Below are 18,797 nucleotides of genomic sequence, written 5' to 3' on the forward strand. Positions count from 1 at the left end.
AAAGGTAAATTACCGCTTTGCCCTGTTTCTTACGCGCGCGATGCCCTAGTTTGACCCCAACGCAGCCGGGGCATGCGCGCCGGAACAACCTACAAAATAGGGAGGGTGAGCATGCTAGACGAATCCCACGAAACCGCCCCCGAGGACGATGACGACGCCTATGCGCTGAACCGCAAGGCTGTTGCGCAGATCCTGTATGCGGTCGACATCGGCGATCGCGATCAGCTGATCGAGCTGATGGACCCGCTGCACGCGGCCGACATCGCCGACCTTCTCGAACAGATCAACGCGTTTGACCGGATGCGGCTGATCCGCCTTTACGGACAGGAATTCGACGGCGACATCCTGTCCGAACTGGACGAATCGATCCGTGAGGAAGTCATCGGCATCCTGAACCCGCAGGTTCTGGCCGATGCCGTCCGCGAGCTGGATTCGGACGATGTGGTCGACCTGCTCGAAGATCTGGACGAGCCGCAACAAGAGGCGATCCTCGAGGCGCTGGAAGACAATGACAGGGCGGCGGTTCAGAAATCGCTGACCTATCCGGAATTCTCGGCCGGTCGTTTGATGCAGCGCGAAGTGGTCATGGCGCCGGAACATTGGAATGTCGGCGAAGCCATTGATTACCTGCGCAATACCGATGATCTGCCTGAACAGTTCTATCACATCATCATGGTCGACCCCAAGCTGCGCCCGGTGGGAAATGTCACTTTGGGCAAGCTCATGGGCTCGCGCCGCGAGGTGCTCTTGCGCTCGCTGATCGAGGATACTTTTCACGTCATTCCCGTCACCCGACCCGAAGCCGACGTGGCCTATGCCTTCAACCAGTACCACCTGATTTCGGCGCCGGTCGTCGATGAAAACGAACGGCTGGTCGGCGTGATCACCATCGATGACGCCATGGCGGTTCTCGATGAGGAACACGAAGAGGACATCCTGCGACTGGCCGGCGTGGGCGATGAAAGCAGTCTCTCGGACAAGGTGCTTGATACCACCAAGCGGCGCTTTCCATGGCTGGCAGTGAACCTTGTCACTGCCGTTCTGGCCAGCCTCGTGATCTCCCAGTTCGAAGCCGCGCTCACGCAGGTCGTGGCACTCGCGGTGCTCATGCCGATCGTGGCATCCATGGGCGGCAATGCGGGCACGCAAAGTCTGACTGTGGCGGTGCGCGCGCTGGCCACCAAAGACCTGACAACCTCCAACCTGTGGCGGGTGATCCGGCGCGAGGTGATCGTGGGGCTGATCAACGGCCTTGTCTTTGCCGTGGTCATGGGGATCGTCGGGATCCTCTGGTTCGGCTCGCCTGCTTTGGGCGGAGTTATCGCTGCCGCAATGGTGATCAATCTGGTCGTTGCGGGGCTGGCAGGCATCGTGATCCCGGTCATGCTGGAAAAAGCCGGGGTTGACCCGGCGCTGGCCTCGGGCGCGTTTGTAACCACGGTGACCGATGTGGTTGGCTTCTTCGCGTTTCTCGGGTTGGCGGTCGTGGTCCTGCTGTAAGGAATGTGCATGTCACTGCAAGAACGTAAAAGCGCCGCCCGAAAAGCCGCCTTTCTGCGCCGCAAAGACGCCTTCGACAACCACGGCCCCGGTGCCGCCGGGAAACTCAGCGAAGTGCTGGCCGGGTATCGCGGTGTGCCAATGTCCGGGTTCTTGGCGATCCGGACCGAGATCAATCCACTGCCCGCCATGGCGGAGGCCGCAGCTCATGGCCTGGTCGGTGTTCCGGTGATCCAAGGCGCTGGCCTGCCGCTAAAGTTTGCCAAATGGGAACCAGAGTGCCCACTGGTGGAGGGGCCTTTCGGGGCGCAAATCCCCGAAACGTTCGATTTTTTCGAGCCGGAACTGTTGATTGTCCCACTGGTCGCCTTCACCCGAACCGGCGGCCGACTTGGCTATGGCGGAGGCTTCTACGACCGCACTCTGGAATTGCTGCGGTCAAAACGCCCGACCCTTGCCATCGGTTTCGCTTTCGCGGCTCAGGAAGATCCGGATATCCCGCTGGAGCCCACCGACCAACCGCTTGACCTGATCGTCACGGAATCCGAGGTCATTGAACCCGGGCGTTAGCGTTTCATTGGTCCGAAAATATCCTGGGGGTTTGGGGGCAAAGCCCCCATCCACATCAAAACGGTGCGCCACAGGCGCGCAATCGGATCAGACCGATCAAAGCGCCCGCCAGCCGATGTCGCGGCGGCAAAACCCTTCGGGCCAATCCACACCGTCCACCAGCGCATAGGCGCGCTCGCGCGCCTCTTGCAGAGTTGTCCCGCGTGCGGTGGCGCTCAGTACTCGCCCGCCAGAGGCCGTGACGTTGCTGTCTTTCAGCGTCGTCCCGGCATGGAACATCATGTGGAAACTGTCTTCGGGAAGCGCATCCAGACCCTTGATCACGCTGCCTTTTTCGTAGTCACCAGGATAGCCCTTGGCCGCCAGAACGACTGTCATGGCGTGATCATTGGCCCAGTTGACCTGCGCCTCTGCCAGCCGACCTTCGGCACAGGCGTGCATCAGGTCCAACGCCTGCGCGCCTAGGCGCAGCATCAGCACCTGGCATTCCGGATCACCGAACCGCACGTTATATTCCACCAGCCGGGGCTGACCGTTCTCGATCATCAAACCGACATACAGAACGCCCTGATACGGGCTGCCGCGACGCACCATTTCCGCCATCGTCGGGCGCACGATCTCGTCAAGTGCCTTTTGCGTGACGGCCTCGTCCATGATCGGGGCGGGGGAATAGGCGCCCATGCCACCGGTATTCGGCCCGGTGTCGCCTTCGCCGACGCGCTTGTGATCCTGTGCGGTGCCGATCGGCAAACAGACCTCGCCATCCACCAACACAAAGAACGAGGCTTCTTCGCCGGTCATGAATTCTTCGATCACCACCTCGGCGCCCGCACCGCCAAAACTGCCGCCGAACATGTCGTCGATGGCTTCCTCTGCCTGCTCAAGCGTTTCCGCGATGATCACGCCTTTGCCCGCGGCCAGCCCATCGGCCTTGACCACTGTCGGAACGCCCGTGGCGCGCACATGCGCCTTGGCGCTTTCGGCATCCGTGAAATGGCCATAAGCGGCCGTCGGGGCCTGCGCGGCGTCGCAGATTTCCTTGGTAAAGCTTTTGGAAGCCTCAAGACGCGCTGCTTCCGCCGAAGGGCCAAAGACCAGAAAGCCTGCCTCGCGCAGACGATCCGCGACACCGGCAGCCAGCGGCGCTTCGGGGCCGACGATCACCAGATCGATGGCGTTCTCGCTGGCAAACTCGGACACCGCGCCGCCATCGTTGACATCCAGTTGCGCGCACTCGGCGATCTGCGCGATCCCGGCATTGCCCGGCGCTACGATGAGCTTGTCGCATTTCGGGTTTTGGAGCGTCGCCCAGGCAAGGGCATGTTCACGGCCACCGCTGCCGAGGATGAGGATGTTCATGAGGCGCTCTCCATCTGTGCGAGTCTTTAGGGGCTTTTAGACGGGCGGACCGCGAAGGGGAAGGCGGGTTTGGGGGCGCTGCCCCCGCCGCTCCATAGGTGCGGCCCCCCGGGGTATTTTTGACAAGATGAAGTCCCGAACGCTTTTTTGTTGGACGGCCTTTGGTTAGGATGACGCAAAACGCAGGGGTGGGCATGTCTGATCTGATTGATGATGGCGAAGCGGGCAACACGCCGGAATATTCCGTCTCGGAGCTGTCCGGCGCCGTCAAGCGGATGATCGAAGGTGAATTTGGCTTTGTCCGCGTCAAGGGCGAAGTCGGGCGGGTGTCTCGCCCCCGCTCAGGGCATTTGTATCTTGATCTCAAGGACGACCGCGCAGTGATTTCCGGGATCGTCTGGAAGGGCGTAGCCTCGCGGCTGCAGACCCAGCCGGAAGAGGGGATGGAAGTGGTGGCCACGGGGCGTATGACCACCTTTCCGGGGCAGTCCAAATACCAGATCGTGATCGAAGATATCCGGCCCGCGGGCATGGGCGCGCTGATGGCGATGCTGGAAAAGCGCAAGGCGCAGATGCAGGCCGAGGGGCTGTTCGATCCGGCGCGCAAGCGGGCCTTGCCCTATCTGCCCGAGGTTATCGGCGTTGTGACCTCGCCCAGCGGGGCGGTTATCCGGGACATTCTGCACCGTTTGCGCGACCGCTTCCCGCGCAAGGTTCTGGTCTGGCCGGTGGCTGTGCAGGGCGCGGGCTGCGCGCCCGAAGTGGCGCGGGCGATCGAGGGCTTTAACCAGCTTAGCCCCGGTGGCGCCTTGCCCCGGCCTGACCTGTTGATCGTGGCGCGGGGCGGCGGCTCGGTCGAGGATCTTTGGGGCTTCAACGAAGAGGTGGTTGTGCGCGCCGCAGCTGCCAGTGAAATCCCGCTTATTTCCGCCGTTGGTCACGAGACCGACACCACGCTGATCGACTATGCCTCGGACAAGCGGGCGCCGACGCCCACCGCTGCTGCCGAGATGGCCGTGCCGGTGCGGATGGAACTGATGGGCTGGGTCAGCGAGGCGGGCACGCGTATGACCCGCGCGATGGGGCAGCGGATCGAGGTGCGCGGGCAGCGTTTGCGCGATCTGACGCGGGCCTTGCCGCGCCCGGATGAACTGCTTGACGGGCCGCGGCAGCGGTTGGATGTGCTGGGGGATCGACTGCCGCAGGCTTTGACACGGCTGGTGGATCGGCGACGCCTGCAATTGTCGGAACAGGCGGGCAGCTTGCGGCCCTCGGTGCTCATGCGCGCCATCGCGGCCGAGCGGGCGCGCGTTGCGGATCGCAGCGCCCGCTTGGCCCCGGCCTTGCAGCGCCTTGTCCAGATGCGGCGTGAGACTTTGGCGCGGCGCGGCGATGGGCTTAGCCTGCGCCCGATTCAACGCGAGATCGCGGCGCAAAGCGACCGGCTGGCCGGCTTGTCGCGCCGGATGGATCAGGCTCACACCGGCAGGCTGGCCGAGGCACGGCGCAAGCTGGAGGCGGTGGACCGGTTGCGCGAAACGCTTGGCTATCGCGAAACCCTGCGGCGCGGCTATGCGGTGGTGCGTGGCGACGGCCATGTTCTGACGAGCAAAGCCGCGGCCAAAGACGCCACGGGACTTGAGATTGAATTCGCCGATGGTCGTCTGAAGATCGGCGGCGGCAGCGCAGCGAAACCCGCAGCGAAAGCCAAATCAAAACCGCCAGAGCAGGGCAGTCTTTTCTAGTATTTCCGACGGGTGGCGCTTGTCTCTTATGGACAGGCTTTTCTTTTCTGCTGCGCTCGCATAAGCTTTTTGCTGCAATGCTGCATATAGGGGGGAACCCATGGCAGAGACAGACAAGCCGCTGCTGATCAAGCGCTACGCCAGCCGGCGGCTCTACAACACGGAAACCTCGGATTACGTCACGTTGGAGGACATCGCGGGTTTTGTACGTGATGGGCGTGAAGTGCAGATCATCGATCTGAAATCCGGCGATGACCTGACGCGACAGTATCTTTTGCAAATCGTGGCCGAGCATGAAAGCAAAGGTGAAAGCGTTTTGCCGATCAACGTGCTGACCGACCTTGTGCGCAGCTACACCTCGCAGGCGGGCACGCTTGTGCCGCAGTTTCTGGCCGCCTCATTCGAGGCATTCCAGAACAGCCAGTCCAAGTGGGTCGAGAACATGAGCTCGATCAACCCAATGGCGAAGATGCCGGGGTTCGAGGCAATGCAGGCGCAGCAGGAGGCCTTTCTCAAGGCCATGACCGGCGGCGTGGGCAAGCAATGGAGCGGCCCGGCCCAAGACGACAGCCCAAAAGAGGGCGAAGATCTGGACGCCATCAAAAAACAGCTCAGCGAATTGCAGGCCAAACTGTCCAAGCTGGACAAATAACGTTCAGGACGCGCTGTGATGGCAAGGCGGGGGCGACCCCGCCTTTTGTTTTGCGCGCAGCTCAGGTGCCGTAGGCGCGCAGCGGCCCCATGACCTGCTCGGCGGCTTGGATCAGAACCCCTGCCACCCAGTCACACTCAGCCTCGGTGAGGCGGGCGGGCAGGCGGGTGTCACAGGCCCGCATCAGCATGGCGCGGGTTTGCGGCAGCTCCGGCACCTCTGGCATGAACTGCCAGTTCCAGAAGGCGCGCGCATTGTCGTTGCTCATGCCAAAGACCTGCACCTTGACGCCGGCTTCTGCAGCCGCCTGTGCAAAGGCTTTCACGTCGTCGTCAGTCATTCCCTCAAGGTTGAATTGCAAGGAATCTGGCGCCCGCTCTTCCTTGGCCAGTTTGTCCGGTACCTTGATCCACGGGCTGCGCGAGATCGTTTCAGCCACTCGGTCGTGGTTGCGGCGCCCGTCACGCACCCGGCGCGGGATTTCATTCAACTGCGGGCGGATGATCGCGGCGGACAGATTCCCAAGACGCAGGTTGTACAGCGGCAGCTTGTTTTGCCAACGGGCAAAGGCCCGCTCCAGATCGGCAGAGTTGTCACCATGGCTCAGGTGCTTTTGCCACATGTGTTCATAGGCGCCAGACATGATCACGGCGCGTGCCACAACTTCGGCATCATCCGTGATCATGATCCCGCCTTCGCCCGCGTTCAACAGCTTGTAGCTTTGAAAGCTGAAACAGCCGATGCGCCCCAGTGTGCCAATCTTGCGCCCGTCCCATGTGGTGCCCAGCGAATGCGCCGCGTCTTCGATCACCGGGATACCGCGCGCCGCGCTCAGGGTCATGATCGCGTCCATATCCGATGTATGTCCGCGCATATGGCTGACGATCACCGCGTGAACGCTGTCCAGCTTGGCTTCGAAATCGGCCATGTCGATGCGGTAATTCGTGCCGACTTCGCAGAGCACCGGGATGCAATCCGCATGCACGACGGCCGAGGGCACCGCCGCAAAGGTAAAGCCCGGGATCAGCACGCGCGCCGCCTTCGGCAGGTCCAGCGCCTTGAGCGACAGGAACAATGCCGCCGAGCAACTGGACACAGCCAGCGCGTATTTCACCCCCAGTTCCTGCGCGAACTCATGCTCTAGCAAGGCGACAGGTGCGTCCTGTGGCGCGGTGTAGCGGAACAGATCACCAGAGGTGAGCAACCGGTCAATCTCGGCGCGGGCGGCTTCGGGGATGGGCTCTGCATCATGCATATTCGGCGTCATAGATTTCACTTTCCCGAATTGAAGTTTTCGGAAATGTAAATTGAAAGCCCGCGCAGGCCAAGCCTCAATCTGCCAACGTCGCGGCACTCAGATCTCCCGTGTCCGAAGGGTGACGGGTTTACAGCGCTGTTACAGTCCCAATTTGTCGCGCAAGGCGTACCAACTCATCGCCAGCGCCAGCAAGGGCGAGCGTAGGCCGGCTCCGCCCGGAAACCGAGGGCAGGGCAGGGCGGCAAATGCGTCAAATCCGGCGGATTGGCCGCGCACCGCTTCGGCCATCAAGCGTCCGGCCTGCACGGCGTTGCCCACGCCATGCCCCGAATAGCCCGAGGCGCTCACGATATTTGGGCCAAACCGCGCCAGATGCGGCAGGCGTTTCATGGTGATGGCCAGCGTTCCGCCCCAAGCATAGTCCAGTTTCACATCCGCCAGATGCGGGTAAATCTCCAGCATCGGTTTGCGCACAACTGCGCGGATATCACTGGGAAACCGGTAGCCATAGCTTTCGCCGCCGCCAAACAGCAGCCGACCGTCATGGCTGAGCCGAAAGTAATTCACCACAAAACGGTCATCGGCCACCGCCACGTCGCGCGTCAGCACGTCAGATGCGTGCGCGCCCAAAGGCTCGGTCGCCACGACAAAATTGTTGATCGGCATGACGCGGGCGGCAACGCGCCCCTCAAGCCCGCCAAGATAGCCGTTGCAGGCCAAAATCAGGTGGTCAGCCTCCACATGCCCGCCGCCCGTGGCGACGCGCAGCTTTGCGCCTTGCTGGATGTGATGCACTTCCGAGCGTTCACAAATCCGCACGCCGGCCTTCTCGGCGGCCCGCGCCAATCCGATGGCCAGCGCCAGTGGATGCAGATGCGCCGCGCCCATGTCCAGAACTCCGCCTTGATAGGCGGGCGAAGGGCACAGCGCCTGAAAGGCGTCGGCTCCCAGAACCTCCAGTTCATAATCATAGTGCTGCGCCATATGGGCTGCATAGTCGTGCAATTCGCGTACTGCGCCGCCGGACGATCCGGCCCAAGCCACCCCATCCTTCAGATGGCACTCGATACCATGACGCGCCGCCAGATCGCGCACCAGCGCCTTGGCGTCTTCGCCAAGTTCCCAGAACTGCCGCGCGCGCTCCTTGCCAACCATTTTCTCCAGCTTGACCTGATCCACGCGCTGCCCTGAACCAAGCTGCCCGCCGTTGCGCCCGGACGCGCCAAAGCCGACGCGATGTGCCTCCAGCAGAACGACGTCCATGCCCGCTTCGGCGAGATGCAAAGCCGCCGACAACCCGGTATAGCCAGCCCCAACAACGCAGACATCCGCCCGCGCCGCGCCTTGCAATGGCGCAAACCGCGGCAAGGCCTCGGTTGTGGCGGCATACCAACTGCCCGGATACTCCCCCTTGCGATCATTCGCATAAAGCAGGTTCATGGTCCGGCCCTCCGTTTCACTGGTCCAGAAATATCCCGGGGTCTGGGGCAGAGCCCCAGATGGCTGTGCAGCGCGCCAGCGCCCCTTTGGATCAAACCTCAGACGTTCATCAACAGATGTTCGCGCTCCCAAGGGCTGATCACCTGCAGAAATTCGTCATATTCCGAGTGCTTTACGCCGATATAGACGGTCGCAAATTCAGGCCCCAGCACCTCGTGCAGATCCTTGGCGTCTTCGAACATTTCGAGTGCCTGTCCAAGGACGCGCGGGATATCTCCTTCGCCCTCATAGGCGTCACCCTTCAATTGCTTGGAGGGACGGCGCTCTTCCATCAGGCCGAGATAGCCACAGGCCAGCGAGGCCGCGATGCCAAGGTAGGGATTACAGTCCATCCCGGCCAGACGGTTCTCGACCCGACGGGACTTGTTGTCTGAAATCGGGATTCGGATGCCCGTGGTACGGTTGTCGCGCCCCCACTCCAGATTGATTGGCGCCGCGTGGTCTTTCACGTAGCGGCGATAGGAATTCACATAAGGCGCCAGAATCGCAATGGCCGAGGGCAGGTGATGCTGAAGCCCGCCGATAAAGTGGAAGAAAGCATCCGTTTCACCGCCCTGAGGGCCGACAAAGATGTTCTGCCCGGTTTCGAGATCGAGGATCGAGTGGTGGATGTGCATCGCGCTGCCGGGCTCGCTGGCGATCGGTTTGGCCATGAACGTGGCGAAACAATCATGGCGCAGCGCGGCCTCGCGGATCAGCCGTTTGAAATAGAACACCTCGTCCGCCAGCTTGACCGGATCGCCGTGCCGCAGGTTGATTTCCAACTGCCCGGCGCCGCCTTCCTGCGTGATCCCGTCAATCTCAAAGCCCTGCGCTTCGGCGAAATCATAGATGTCGTCGATCACCGGGCCAAATTCATCCACCGCAGTCATCGAATAAGCCTGACGCGCCGCGGCGGGGCGGCCCGAGCGGCCCATCATCGGCTCGATCTCTTTGGCCGGGTCCAGATTGCGGGCGACCAGAAAGAATTCCATCTCGGGGGCGACCACCGGTTTCCACCCCTGCGCATGATAAAGCGAGACAACCCGCTTCAGCACGTTGCGCGGCGAAAACGGGATAGGCACGCCTTTGCGGTCAAAGGCGTCGTGGATTACCTGAAGCGTCCAGTCCCCGGTCCAAGGTGCCGCTGTCGCGGTGCTCATGTCCGGCCGCAGGATCATGTCGCGTTCCAGAAACCCAACGTCTTCGGCGGCTTCGTCGCTCCAATCGCCGGTGATCGTCTGGAAAAAGATCGAATCGGGCAGGTGGAAATGCGGCTGACGCGCGAATTTCGAGGCAGGCACCGCCTTTCCGCGCGCGATGCCGGGGAAGTCAGAGATGATGCACTCGACCTCGTCCAGTCTGCGCCCTTCCAGAAAGATCCTTGCGGGTTCCGGCAGTTGCTCCATCCAGTCGGTGGTCATGACAGGCTCCTTTCGCGGAAGAACCGCGCGAATTGATTTGCGATCTCGGCCCGATCCAGCGGGCCGCCCAGACGGGCCGTGGCCGCGTCCAATTGGGCGTCCGGCACCACGCCGCGCCCGCGCGTGTTGATCAGCCCCTGAATGAAGGCGTCGCCATATTCGGGGTGTGGTTGCACCGTATAGGCCTTGCCGGGATAAAGCAGTGCGGCGTAGCGGCAAAAATCGTTCGCCCCCACAACTTCGGCGCCTTTTGGCAGAGTTACAACCTGATCCTGATGCCAGGCCTGCACGGTTTTCTTGCCGCCTGGAAAGTCATAGACCTGAGGCCCCACCGCCCAACCGCCTGCGAATTTCTCGACCTTCCCGCCAAGTGCCTGCGCGATGATCTGGTGGCCAAAGCAGACCCCGATCAGAGGGCGATCAGCGGCGACAATGCCGCGTATCAGATTTTCCAGCGGCGGTATCCACGGCAGATCTTCATAGGCGCCATGGCGCGAGCCGGTGATCAGCCAGCCATCCGCCGCCTCCGGGCCGCTCGGGAACTCGCCCTCAACCACGGACCAGCTTTCAAAGTCAAAGCCTTGTCCGGCAAGCAAGTCTTTGAACATGCTGGGATAGTCGCTGAACTTCCCCTCAAGGTCCGTAGGGATCAGGCCGGTCTGCAGAATGCCGATTTTCATGGGACACCAGTTGATTTTGGCAGTTGAAGGCGTTTCGTCTCAGGTCACACTGTATCGAGGTAAACTTCAACCTGCTCCGGGCCGGAAAGTTCGGCCATGTAGTGAAGTTCCTGTTTCTTGGTCAAAAGCAGGTTCCGGATCAGGTACTGAGGAAAGATGCGCGGCATGATCGTGCTATCCTCGAAGGCCTTGATCGCCGTCGCCCAATCGGTGGGAATATGCGGCAGGTCCTGCGCATAGGAATTCCCGGTAATGGGCTTTGGCGGCTGGGCTTCGTCCTCCATGCCGTTCAGTGCGGCGCCAAGGATGGCGGTCAACGCCAGATAAGGGTTCACGTCGCCCCCCGCGACCCGGTGTTCAACGCGCCGCGCAGCCGGCGCGCCCGAAGGGATGCGGATCGCCGCCGTGCGGTTCTCGTAGGCCCAGCAGATACCAGACGGGGCATGCGCCTCGGGCACCAGCCTGTCGTAAGAATTCTGATGCGGCGCAAAGATCAACGCGCTGTCGTAAAGCGCTTCCATGCAGCCGCCTACCGCGTGCAAAAGGGCGTCTGTGCCGCGCTCGGTGCCATCGTCAAAGATGTTGCGGCCCTTTTCGTCCAGCACCGAGAAATGCGCATGCATGCCGCTGCCCGCATAATCGTCATAAGGCTTGGCCATGAACGAGGCGGCAAATCCATGCCGCCGGGCCAGACCCTTGACCAACATCTTGAAAAGCCATGCATCATCGGCGGCGCGCAGGGCGTCGGACTGGTGCATCAGGTTGATCTCGAACTGACCGAGCCCGGCTTCGGAAATCGCGGTGTCGGCGGGGATATCCATCGCCTCGCAGGCCTCGTAGAGGTCAGTGAAAAAGGCGTCAAAAGCGTCCAACGCCCGGATCGAAAGGATCTCCGCAGCCTTGCGCCGCTTGCCCGATCGCGGGGCGACGGGAACTTGCAGGTTGCGCGTGCTGTCGTCGATCAGAAAGAATTCAAGCTCCACCGCGACCACCGGGGTCAGGCCCTTGGCCTTGTAACGATCAACCACGCGCGCCAGGGCATGACGCGGATCGCCTTCGAAGGGCCGACCATCTTCGTAGAACATCCAGATGGGCAGCAGCGCCGTTGGGGCATCAAGCCAGGGCATGGGGACAAAGCCGCGCTCGGTCGGAAACAGAACGCCATCTTTATCGCCGGTTTCAAAAACCAGCGGGCTGTCGTCGATATCCTCGCCCCAGATATCAAGGTTCATCGCAGACATTGGGAAACGCGTGCCGCCCTGAAGCGCCTTGTCTGCAAACCGTGCCGGTATGCGTTTTCCGCGTGCCACGCCATTCAGATCGCAGGCGGCGACACGGATCGTCCGCACCGCAAGGTTCTTGCGCAGCCAGTCTAGGGGGGAGTTCATTTTGGACTCATGGATCAAGGGTTTCGGATAATTTGATCAAATTTGTAACGCCGCAATGGCACTCTGGCAAGCGGGGCTTGAATTTAGCGCAGAATGACCGGACGAAGTTTGATCTTGGACCGCGAATTTTGCGGCAGATGCCGGTTCAGGTGGCGGTTGATCAGACCAAAAAATCCGGTGATCGCCAGGGTCAGCAGGATGAAATATCCGGCCAGGATCGGGTAAGGGACAAAGGGGTTGAACGTCTTGTCCGCAAAGTAACTGGCGTAATATAGCGCGTCTCCCTTTTGCCGCCACGCCGGAAAGCCGCTGAAATAGACCAGCGTCGTGGCGTGGAACAAAAAAATCGCCTCGTTGGTATAGGCGGGCCAGGCAAGGCGCAGCATGGTCGGCCATGTGATCTTGCGGAACTTGGCCCAACCGGAAAACCCATAGGCATCTGCGGCCTCAAGATCGCCGCGCGGGATCGACTGCAACGCGCCATAGAAAATCTCGCCGGAATAGGCCGCGGTGTTCAGGAACAGCACAATCAGCGCCCCCAGCCAAGCGGCGGTCAACACGTCAAAGAAGGGCGATACGCTCTTGAGGCTGAGGAACAGGAAATAGGCAAAGAAGAACTGGATGAACAAGGGACTGCCGCGAAAGACAAAGATGAACCACTCCGCGGCCTTGCGCAAAACCACATTGCCCGAGGCTTTCCCCAGCGCCGCACCTGTGGCCAGAAAGAACCCGGAAAAAAGCGCCACAGCCCCGAAATAGACGTTCCATATCATTCCCGATCCGATCAGCGTCACCTGCTGACACAGCGTAAAATCCTCTCTCGGCAAAAGCCGCTCACCAATCCCGATCGAGCGCAGCCCGTAATCTGCAATTGTCTCCCAGCAACTCATAGCGCAGCCTCAGGTTTCTTTGGGCTTGAAATACCTCGGGGGGAGGCTCGCAGAGCCGGGGGGCAGAGCCCCCTTTGCGCGACCGCCATCATGCTGCTTTCCTTTGCGCTTCGCCGCCTGCAGTGGCCTGACCATGGGTCAGCCGCTTCATGACTCGGTCCAGAACCACTTCGGAGACCCGCGTGAAAAGCAGGTAAAACACCAACAGCGCAAAGAAGTACCACATGCGCCAGTCCGGGTGCGGATAATCGGTAAATCGCGCGGTCTTGGCGCCGCCCAATTCGCGCGCCCAATAGACGATATCCTCGACCCCCAGCAGGAACAGCAAGGGCGTCGCCTTGATCAACACCATCCACAGGTTCGACAGGCCGGGCAGAGCATAGACCCACATCTGCGGCACAAGGATGCGCCAAAACGATTGGCGTGGGCTCATGCCATAGGCCTCGGCAGTTTCCATCTGAGCGCGCGGCACCGCGCGCATCGCCCCGAAAAGCACATTCGCCGCGAAAGCGCCGAAAACGATCGCAAAGGTCAGAACTGCAAGCGAAAACCCATAGGTTTCATGCACCCATTGCGCCGCATTGCCCAAGGGCATCTTGGCCTCGGCGCAGACGACAAAGTCATTGCCCTGCCGGATCGGTTGATCCCAATCGGGGCATTTGACCTTGTGACGCAGCCATTCGATACCCTGATCGAGCGCGATCACGAAGAACAGGAAAAACGCGATGTCCGGAACGCCGCGCACCACCGCGATATAGCCGCGCCCCAGCCAACGCAAAGGTGCAACCCCCGAGCGCGCTGCCGTGGCGCCGCAAAAGCCGAACAGCAATGCCGCAGGCGCCGTGATCGCCAGCAGCAAAAGCACCGTGCCCACCGACCAATAGATCGCAAGGTGTTTGCCTGTGGTCAGGTAGCAGGCCAGCCATGACAGGCCGGACAGGCTTTCAGGATTAGTGCAAAAGTCAAACATGGCGCGAAAAATTGGGGCGGGGTTTTACCCCCGCCCGTCTCCAAAGGTCAGAACTGTGCGCCGATTTCCCATTTGGCGATCAGGGCGTTCAGGCTGCCGTCATCCTTCATGGACTGGATGGCCGCGTCGAACTTGGCTTTCAACTCGCCGTCGCTTTCCCGCACGCCCATGCCGACACCGCCACCGATCAGCTCTTCCTGCTCCATCAACACCAGGTCAGGGTTCTCATCCGCGATTGGCGCAAGATAGCTTTTGTCGGCCAGAACCGCATCCGCTTCGCCATTGCGCACTGCGGCTACGGTCTCGTCAGGCGACGAGAATTCGACCAGGGTCGCGCCCATTTCCGCGACGTGGCCGGCCTGAATAGTGTTGGTCTGCGCCGCGATCACCGCGCTCTTGACGTCCAGATCTTCGTTGCCTGCCATGATCAGATAGGCCGACGGGTCGGGCTGGGTATAGTTCTGGGTGAAGTCGATGACTTCGTCACGCTCAGGCGTGATGCTCATGCCCGCGATGATGGTGTCATAGTTGCCGGACACGAGGTTGGGTATGATCGAATCCCACTCGTTGGTCACCCACTCGCAGGTCAGTTCGGCCCGCGCGCAAAGCTCATCGCCGAGCTCGCGCTCAAAGCCATCGACTTCGCCCGCGTCGTTGATGAAGTTATACGGAGGATATGCGCCCTCGGTGCCCATCCGCACAACCGAGTGGCTCTCGGCCAATGCAGCCCCAGCGCTCAAGGCCAGGATGGCCGTCCCAAAGATCAGTTTGTTCATGGTTTACTCCCTAACGTGTCGTTTCCCGCGCATGCGATCGGCGAGATTGATGGCTCAGCGTTATGCGAAATTCCTGTGATTACAAGTGTTGCGTTGGGTCATATAGCCCAAAGCGCAGGCATTTGATCAAACATGCATCGTGGCCGACAGGAACCCGCGCAGACGTTCCGATTTCGGCTGCCCAAAGACTTGGTCCGGCGTGCCTTCTTCTTCGATCAGGCCTTGGTGCAGGAACACGACGTGGTCGCTGACATCTGCGGAGAGCTTCATGTCGTGGGTGACGATCAGCATGGTGCGGCCTTCTTCGGCCAGAGCCTTGATGACGCGCACCACTTCCTGTTCCAGTTCCGGGTCCAGTGCGCTGGTGGGTTCGTCGAACAGCAGCGCCTCGGGCTCCATGCACAGGGCACGGGCGATGGCGGCGCGTTGTTGCTGGCCACCCGACAACTGGGCGGGAAACACGTCGCACTTGTCGCCAATGCCGACCTTGTCCAGATACCCGCGGGCGGCGACTTCGACCTCGGCCTTGTCGCGGCCCAGCACCGTGACTGGCGCTTCCATGACGTTTTGCAGGATCGTCATATGGGCCCACAGGTTGAACTGCTGAAAGACCATGGACAGGTTGGTGCGGATGCGCAGCACCTGTTTGGCATCGGCAGGGCGGCGGGCGTGGCCATTGCCATGCCATTTGACTGGCTCACCCTTGAACAGGATTTCGCCCTGCTGGCTGTCTTCAAGCAAGTTGCAACAGCGCAAAAGCGTCGATTTCCCCGACCCCGAAGAGCCGATCAGCGAGACCACATCGCCCTTATGTGCCGTGATATCGACCCCTTTGAGGACTTCGAGGCTTCCATAAGCCTTGTGCAGATGGCGGATCTCGATGACGGGCGTGTCAGTCACGGGGCGGCCTTTTCGCTATTGCTCAAACTGCCGAACAACATGGCGCGAAAGGTTGTGGGTTGGCAATCCGCAAATGCGCGTTTGTGACGAGGCGTCAGGCTGATGCCTGCAAATGCGCGGGCGTGGGAAGGTCCAGACAGGCCGATTCAGGCAGTTGCACCAGCCCTTGCAGGTTGATCACTGCGCGCTGCGCTGCGGGAAGGGCGTCGATGGCCGAGGACAGGGCCGCGCGGATGTCCTGCACATCCTGCCGCAATCCGCAGACAAAGGGCGTGGCCGGAGTGGGAACGGTGCGCTCGATTTCACGCAAGCGCGCGCTTTGCGGATCGTAGCGCTGGATCAGGCGCCAGCTTTGCGCATCGATGGCGGCGATATCGGCCTCGCCGCCCGCCACCTGCGCGGCGGAAACTACATGTCCGCCGCTTTCACCGATGATGTTCGGCTTGATCCCCAATGCCTCGGCGTGGCTCCAGATCGACACATGGCCTGACTGGCTGTGGTCCTGATTGATCACCACGCGCGCCCGCAGCAGCGCCTCCAAGGCGCGTGGATCGTCTTGGCGCGCAATCAAGACCGAATTGTAGTGCCCCGGCGGACAGCCGGGCAGGGCATATTCAGGGTGGCCGACAATCTGCACCTTGCCACGCAGCCGCAACCGGTAGGGCAGGTTGCAGGTCTGGGCAAGGACCAGATCCGGATCTTCCCAGATGTCCCACAGCGGAAGCTCGCGGTTCAACCGGTCCGGTCCAAATCCAAGTTCGGCACGAACCAAGGCCCAAAGGTCGTCATTGGCCGCTTGGGTTTCGGCGCGGTCGTACATTGGAAATGCGGCAATCACCGCTGTTCAACCCTCTGACGCGCCAGAGCGCTGTCTCGGTCGTTCACGCCCAGCAAGCTGGACACCAGCCGCAAGAGCGCATCTTCCTCAGCCTCGCGCACGCCATCGGCCAGCACCACTTGCCAAAGCGCCTCGATCACGCCGATCCGTTCTTCGTAGGGCACCGCATCCTTGATCGCGCGGGTAAAGCGAACGGTGTCCGGTGCTTCGGCCTCAAGGCTTTCGGCATCGTTGCGAAGTTTGGTCGCCTCAAAGGGCGACAACCCGTAGCGCGCCGCGGAAATGCGGTCGATCCGCTCGCGTTCGCTGCTGTCAAAGGTGCCATCGGACCGGGCGACCCTGACCAGCAAAGCTGTCAAAGCAAGGCGCGCATCACTGTCGTCCAAGGGGGCGGGCTGGGGCGCGGTCAGGCGCTTGAGAAAATCTCCAAACATGGAGGTGATATAACCCTCGGATGAACAGGTTCCAAGCGGTTGCGCAGCCTGATCTCCTCAAAAATGGATGAGGCGGTCAGGGAATGCTGGCGGCAGCGCGGGCGGCTTCACTGTCGCCACGCTCGATGCCCAGGGTCTCTTCGACCAGTTCCACCAAGGCCTGCTCGCGCTCATCGTTCACGCCATCGGCCATGGCCACGGCCCAAAGCGCGGCCACTTTTTCGCGGCGGTGTTCGTAATCCACGGCTTCGCGAATGCGGCGGGCCATGTCGGTGTCGTCCTCGATGTGCAAAGCCAGCTTTTCGCAATCGGCCCGCATCTTGGCCGCAGCCAGCGGTTTCAAGCCATAGGCCTTGGCCAGGATGCGGTCGATTTCCTCTACTTCTTCAAACAGATAGGCCCCATCTGCCATGGCCACCCGAACCAACAGCGTGCCAAGCGCCAGTCGTGCATCCGGTTCGGGCAGGGGCTTTTTCTGAGGGGTCGGCTGGGTAAAGAACTTTTTCAGGCGTTCCAGCATAGGGCTTTCTCCTTGCGCCGTCAGGCGTGCGGGTTTGATCCAAGTGTGACGCGGTCAAAGCACTGGTGCAACGGGGAAAATCAAAGGCTGGCAAACCGTGCATCAAGGGTCTGGCCATAGGTGTCGAGCCCCCAGGGCGGGTTGATCACGAACATCCCCGAGCCGATCATCCGATGCCCTTCGCGCGCCGGGGGAAAGCGGACTTCGTGGCTCAGGGCCTCGGGGTGAGCCTGTTGCAGCACCCGGAGCATCGGCAGATGCGGGGCCTCGGACAGGATCGGATACCAGAGCATGATGATCCCGACGTTCCATTTGCGCGCCAGCACGTCGATCTGTTTCGGAATGGTAACATAGTCGGTTTTGACCTCCCAACTGGGGTCGATCAGCATCAGGCCGCGGCGCGGATCCGGCGGGCAAAGACTTTGCGCCATTTCAAAGCCATCTTGTTGATAAATCTTGGTGTTTCGTGCCCACGCGGCCCGGCCCAAGGCGGCGTGTTCCTGCGGATGAAGCTCGGCCAGATGCAGGCTGTCGGTTGGGCGCAGCAGCGCCTGAGCAATCAGCGGCGATCCGGGATAGGTGGTTTCCCCATGTTTGCTGCGCACGGCTTCCAGTGCGCGCAGGTAAGGGCTGTCTTTGCCAAACCAGTCCTGCACTTGGGAAATTCCCTGCGCGGCCTCACCCGTCTTTTGCGCCTCGGCGCTTGTCAGATCATACAGCCCCCGGCCCGCGTGGGTTTCGATATAGGACAGCGGTTTGTCCTTGCGCGTCAGATACCCGAGCGCCTGCGCCAAAATCGCGTGCTTGTGGACATCGGCCAGATTCCCGGCGTGATAGGCGTGTTGATACGACAGCATGTTGGGTGCGTAAGGTGGGATCGTGTGTGGCGCAAGGGGGCGTTTGGCTACGGGCTTTGGGCCATTGGCACCACGGCATGCAGGAAACCGGTTGCGGCGGGTGTCGCCTCGCGTTTTGATATGGCACGTAAATTCAGGAGGTTGGGCGATGGGATCGCTGTTTTGGTATCGATTGGTCTTCGCGGGCGTCTGCCTTGGCGCGGGGCTGGTGGCGGTTTTCGTGATGGGCGAAGGCTTTTCCCGCGAGCACCTGATCGGGCTGGGCGTGGCGGTGCTCGGTGTGGGCTGGTGGATCTGGAAAGGGGTGGGCCGATCAATGTGAGGGAGTAAGACCAGTCCCTCCATGACTGCCGCCAATCACTCACTGAGGCCGAAAGCATGACGCGAATTGGAAAATCAGATGCTGCGGACCTAGGTCATGTTGACAAAAGGCTGACCCAAAGGCGGATGGACGTGATGTCTACAAAACCAAGGAAGCTTTCTGCGGTTTTGTCGTAGCGGGTTGCGACGCGACGGGCGTTCTTGAGCTTGTTGAAGCAGCGCTCGACCAGGTTGCG

At 61.3% G+C, this 18,797-nt stretch carries 19 protein-coding genes and 1 pseudogene; 5 read left to right on the forward strand and 15 right to left on the reverse strand.

The genetic code is table 11. The features are described from left to right. Positions 1-111 precede the first annotated feature (111 nt). Positions 112-1,500 (forward strand): magnesium transporter, encoded by a 1,389-nt coding sequence (mgtE, locus tag ACOYQJ_RS19000; RefSeq protein ID WP_422907579.1) that lies wholly within the window; start codon positions 112-114, stop codon positions 1,498-1,500. Positions 1,501-1,509: 9 nt separating this feature from the next. After that, on the forward strand, positions 1,510-2,070 hold the full coding sequence (locus ACOYQJ_RS19005; protein WP_422907580.1) for a 5-formyltetrahydrofolate cyclo-ligase: 561 nt from the start codon (positions 1,510-1,512) through the stop codon (positions 2,068-2,070). Positions 2,071-2,166: 96 nt separating this feature from the next. On the opposite strand, the gene purD is transcribed toward ACOYQJ_RS19005, so the two are convergent. Next, the gene (gene purD / locus ACOYQJ_RS19010) at positions 2,167-3,429 is read right to left on the reverse strand and encodes a phosphoribosylamine--glycine ligase (RefSeq protein WP_422907581.1); all 1,263 of its coding nucleotides are present in this window, start codon (positions 3,427-3,429) and stop codon (positions 2,167-2,169) included. 194 nt (positions 3,430-3,623) lie between these two features. On the opposite strand from purD, the gene xseA reads away from it, so the two are divergent. Together xseA and phaR are read left to right on the forward strand one after the other, a co-directional pair. Further along, on the forward strand, positions 3,624-5,174 hold the full coding sequence (gene xseA, locus ACOYQJ_RS19015; protein ID WP_422907582.1) for an exodeoxyribonuclease VII large subunit: 1,551 nt from the start codon (positions 3,624-3,626) through the stop codon (positions 5,172-5,174). Between the two features lie 100 nt (positions 5,175-5,274). Further along, the gene (gene phaR / locus ACOYQJ_RS19020; protein WP_422907583.1) at positions 5,275-5,826 is read left to right on the forward strand and encodes a polyhydroxyalkanoate synthesis repressor PhaR; all 552 of its coding nucleotides are present in this window, start codon (positions 5,275-5,277) and stop codon (positions 5,824-5,826) included. A gap of 61 nt (positions 5,827-5,887) precedes the next feature. On the opposite strand, the gene ACOYQJ_RS19025 is transcribed toward phaR, so the two are convergent. The 13 genes from ACOYQJ_RS19025 to ACOYQJ_RS19085 form a co-directional block, all read right to left on the reverse strand. Further along, positions 5,888-7,081, reverse strand: a complete 1,194-nt coding sequence (locus ACOYQJ_RS19025) for a DegT/DnrJ/EryC1/StrS family aminotransferase (RefSeq protein WP_422907584.1) — start codon at positions 7,079-7,081, stop codon at positions 5,888-5,890. A 141-nt stretch (positions 7,082-7,222) separates the two neighbouring features. Continuing rightward, positions 7,223-8,524, reverse strand: coding sequence for an NAD(P)/FAD-dependent oxidoreductase (locus ACOYQJ_RS19030; RefSeq protein WP_422907585.1), 1,302 nt, complete (start codon positions 8,522-8,524; stop codon positions 7,223-7,225). Positions 8,525-8,622: 98 nt separating this feature from the next. After that, positions 8,623-9,987, reverse strand: a complete 1,365-nt coding sequence (locus ACOYQJ_RS19035) for a glutamine synthetase family protein (protein WP_422907586.1) — start codon at positions 9,985-9,987, stop codon at positions 8,623-8,625. Continuing rightward, positions 9,984-10,667, reverse strand: coding sequence for a type 1 glutamine amidotransferase (locus ACOYQJ_RS19040; RefSeq protein WP_422907587.1), 684 nt, complete (start codon positions 10,665-10,667; stop codon positions 9,984-9,986). Before ACOYQJ_RS19040 ends, ACOYQJ_RS19035 begins: the two co-directional genes overlap by 4 nt. Positions 10,668-10,711: 44 nt before the next feature. Further along, entirely contained in the window at positions 10,712-12,055 is a 1,344-nt protein-coding gene (locus ACOYQJ_RS19045) for a glutamine synthetase family protein (protein WP_422907588.1), read from the reverse strand. 83 nt (positions 12,056-12,138) lie between these two features. Next, a complete protein-coding gene (locus ACOYQJ_RS19050; protein ID WP_422907589.1) occupies positions 12,139-12,945 on the reverse strand; it encodes an ABC transporter permease in 807 nt (268 codons plus the stop codon). A gap of 88 nt (positions 12,946-13,033) precedes the next feature. Further along, positions 13,034-13,915 carry an ABC transporter permease gene (locus ACOYQJ_RS19055; RefSeq protein ID WP_422907590.1) on the reverse strand — a complete coding sequence of 294 codons (882 nt, stop codon included), beginning with the start codon at positions 13,913-13,915 and terminating at the stop codon, positions 13,034-13,036. A 47-nt stretch (positions 13,916-13,962) separates the two neighbouring features. Further along, positions 13,963-14,691: a transporter substrate-binding domain-containing protein gene (locus ACOYQJ_RS19060; protein ID WP_422907591.1), complete on the reverse strand. Its 729-nt coding sequence runs from the start codon at positions 14,689-14,691 to the stop codon at positions 13,963-13,965. Between the two features lie 126 nt (positions 14,692-14,817). After that, positions 14,818-15,591, reverse strand: a complete 774-nt coding sequence (locus tag ACOYQJ_RS19065) for an ABC transporter ATP-binding protein (protein ID WP_422907592.1) — start codon at positions 15,589-15,591, stop codon at positions 14,818-14,820. 94 nt (positions 15,592-15,685) lie between these two features. Beyond that, the gene (locus ACOYQJ_RS19070) at positions 15,686-16,411 is read right to left on the reverse strand and encodes a phosphate/phosphite/phosphonate ABC transporter substrate-binding protein (protein ID WP_422907593.1); all 726 of its coding nucleotides are present in this window, start codon (positions 16,409-16,411) and stop codon (positions 15,686-15,688) included. A 14-nt stretch (positions 16,412-16,425) separates the two neighbouring features. Continuing rightward, complete coding sequence (locus ACOYQJ_RS19075; RefSeq protein WP_422907594.1) at positions 16,426-16,863, reverse strand: tellurite resistance TerB family protein; 438 nt, start codon at positions 16,861-16,863, stop codon at positions 16,426-16,428. 76 nt (positions 16,864-16,939) lie between these two features. Continuing rightward, entirely contained in the window at positions 16,940-17,383 is a 444-nt protein-coding gene (locus ACOYQJ_RS19080) for a tellurite resistance TerB family protein (RefSeq protein ID WP_422907595.1), read from the reverse strand. Between the two features lie 80 nt (positions 17,384-17,463). Beyond that, complete coding sequence (locus ACOYQJ_RS19085) at positions 17,464-18,240, reverse strand: 23S rRNA (adenine(2030)-N(6))-methyltransferase RlmJ (protein ID WP_422907596.1); 777 nt, start codon at positions 18,238-18,240, stop codon at positions 17,464-17,466. A gap of 148 nt (positions 18,241-18,388) precedes the next feature. On the opposite strand from ACOYQJ_RS19085, the gene ACOYQJ_RS19090 reads away from it, so the two are divergent. Then, positions 18,389-18,562, forward strand: a complete 174-nt coding sequence (locus ACOYQJ_RS19090) for a hypothetical protein (protein ID WP_422907597.1) — start codon at positions 18,389-18,391, stop codon at positions 18,560-18,562. 94 nt (positions 18,563-18,656) lie between these two features. On the opposite strand, the pseudogene ACOYQJ_RS19095 reads toward ACOYQJ_RS19090, so the two are convergent. After that, positions 18,657-18,797 (reverse strand): annotated as a pseudogene (locus ACOYQJ_RS19095) (IS5/IS1182 family transposase); the annotation flags it as partial.

Source organism: Pacificoceanicola algae, assembly GCF_049341065.1.
Taxonomy (GTDB): Bacteria; Pseudomonadota; Alphaproteobacteria; order Rhodobacterales; family Rhodobacteraceae; genus Pacificoceanicola.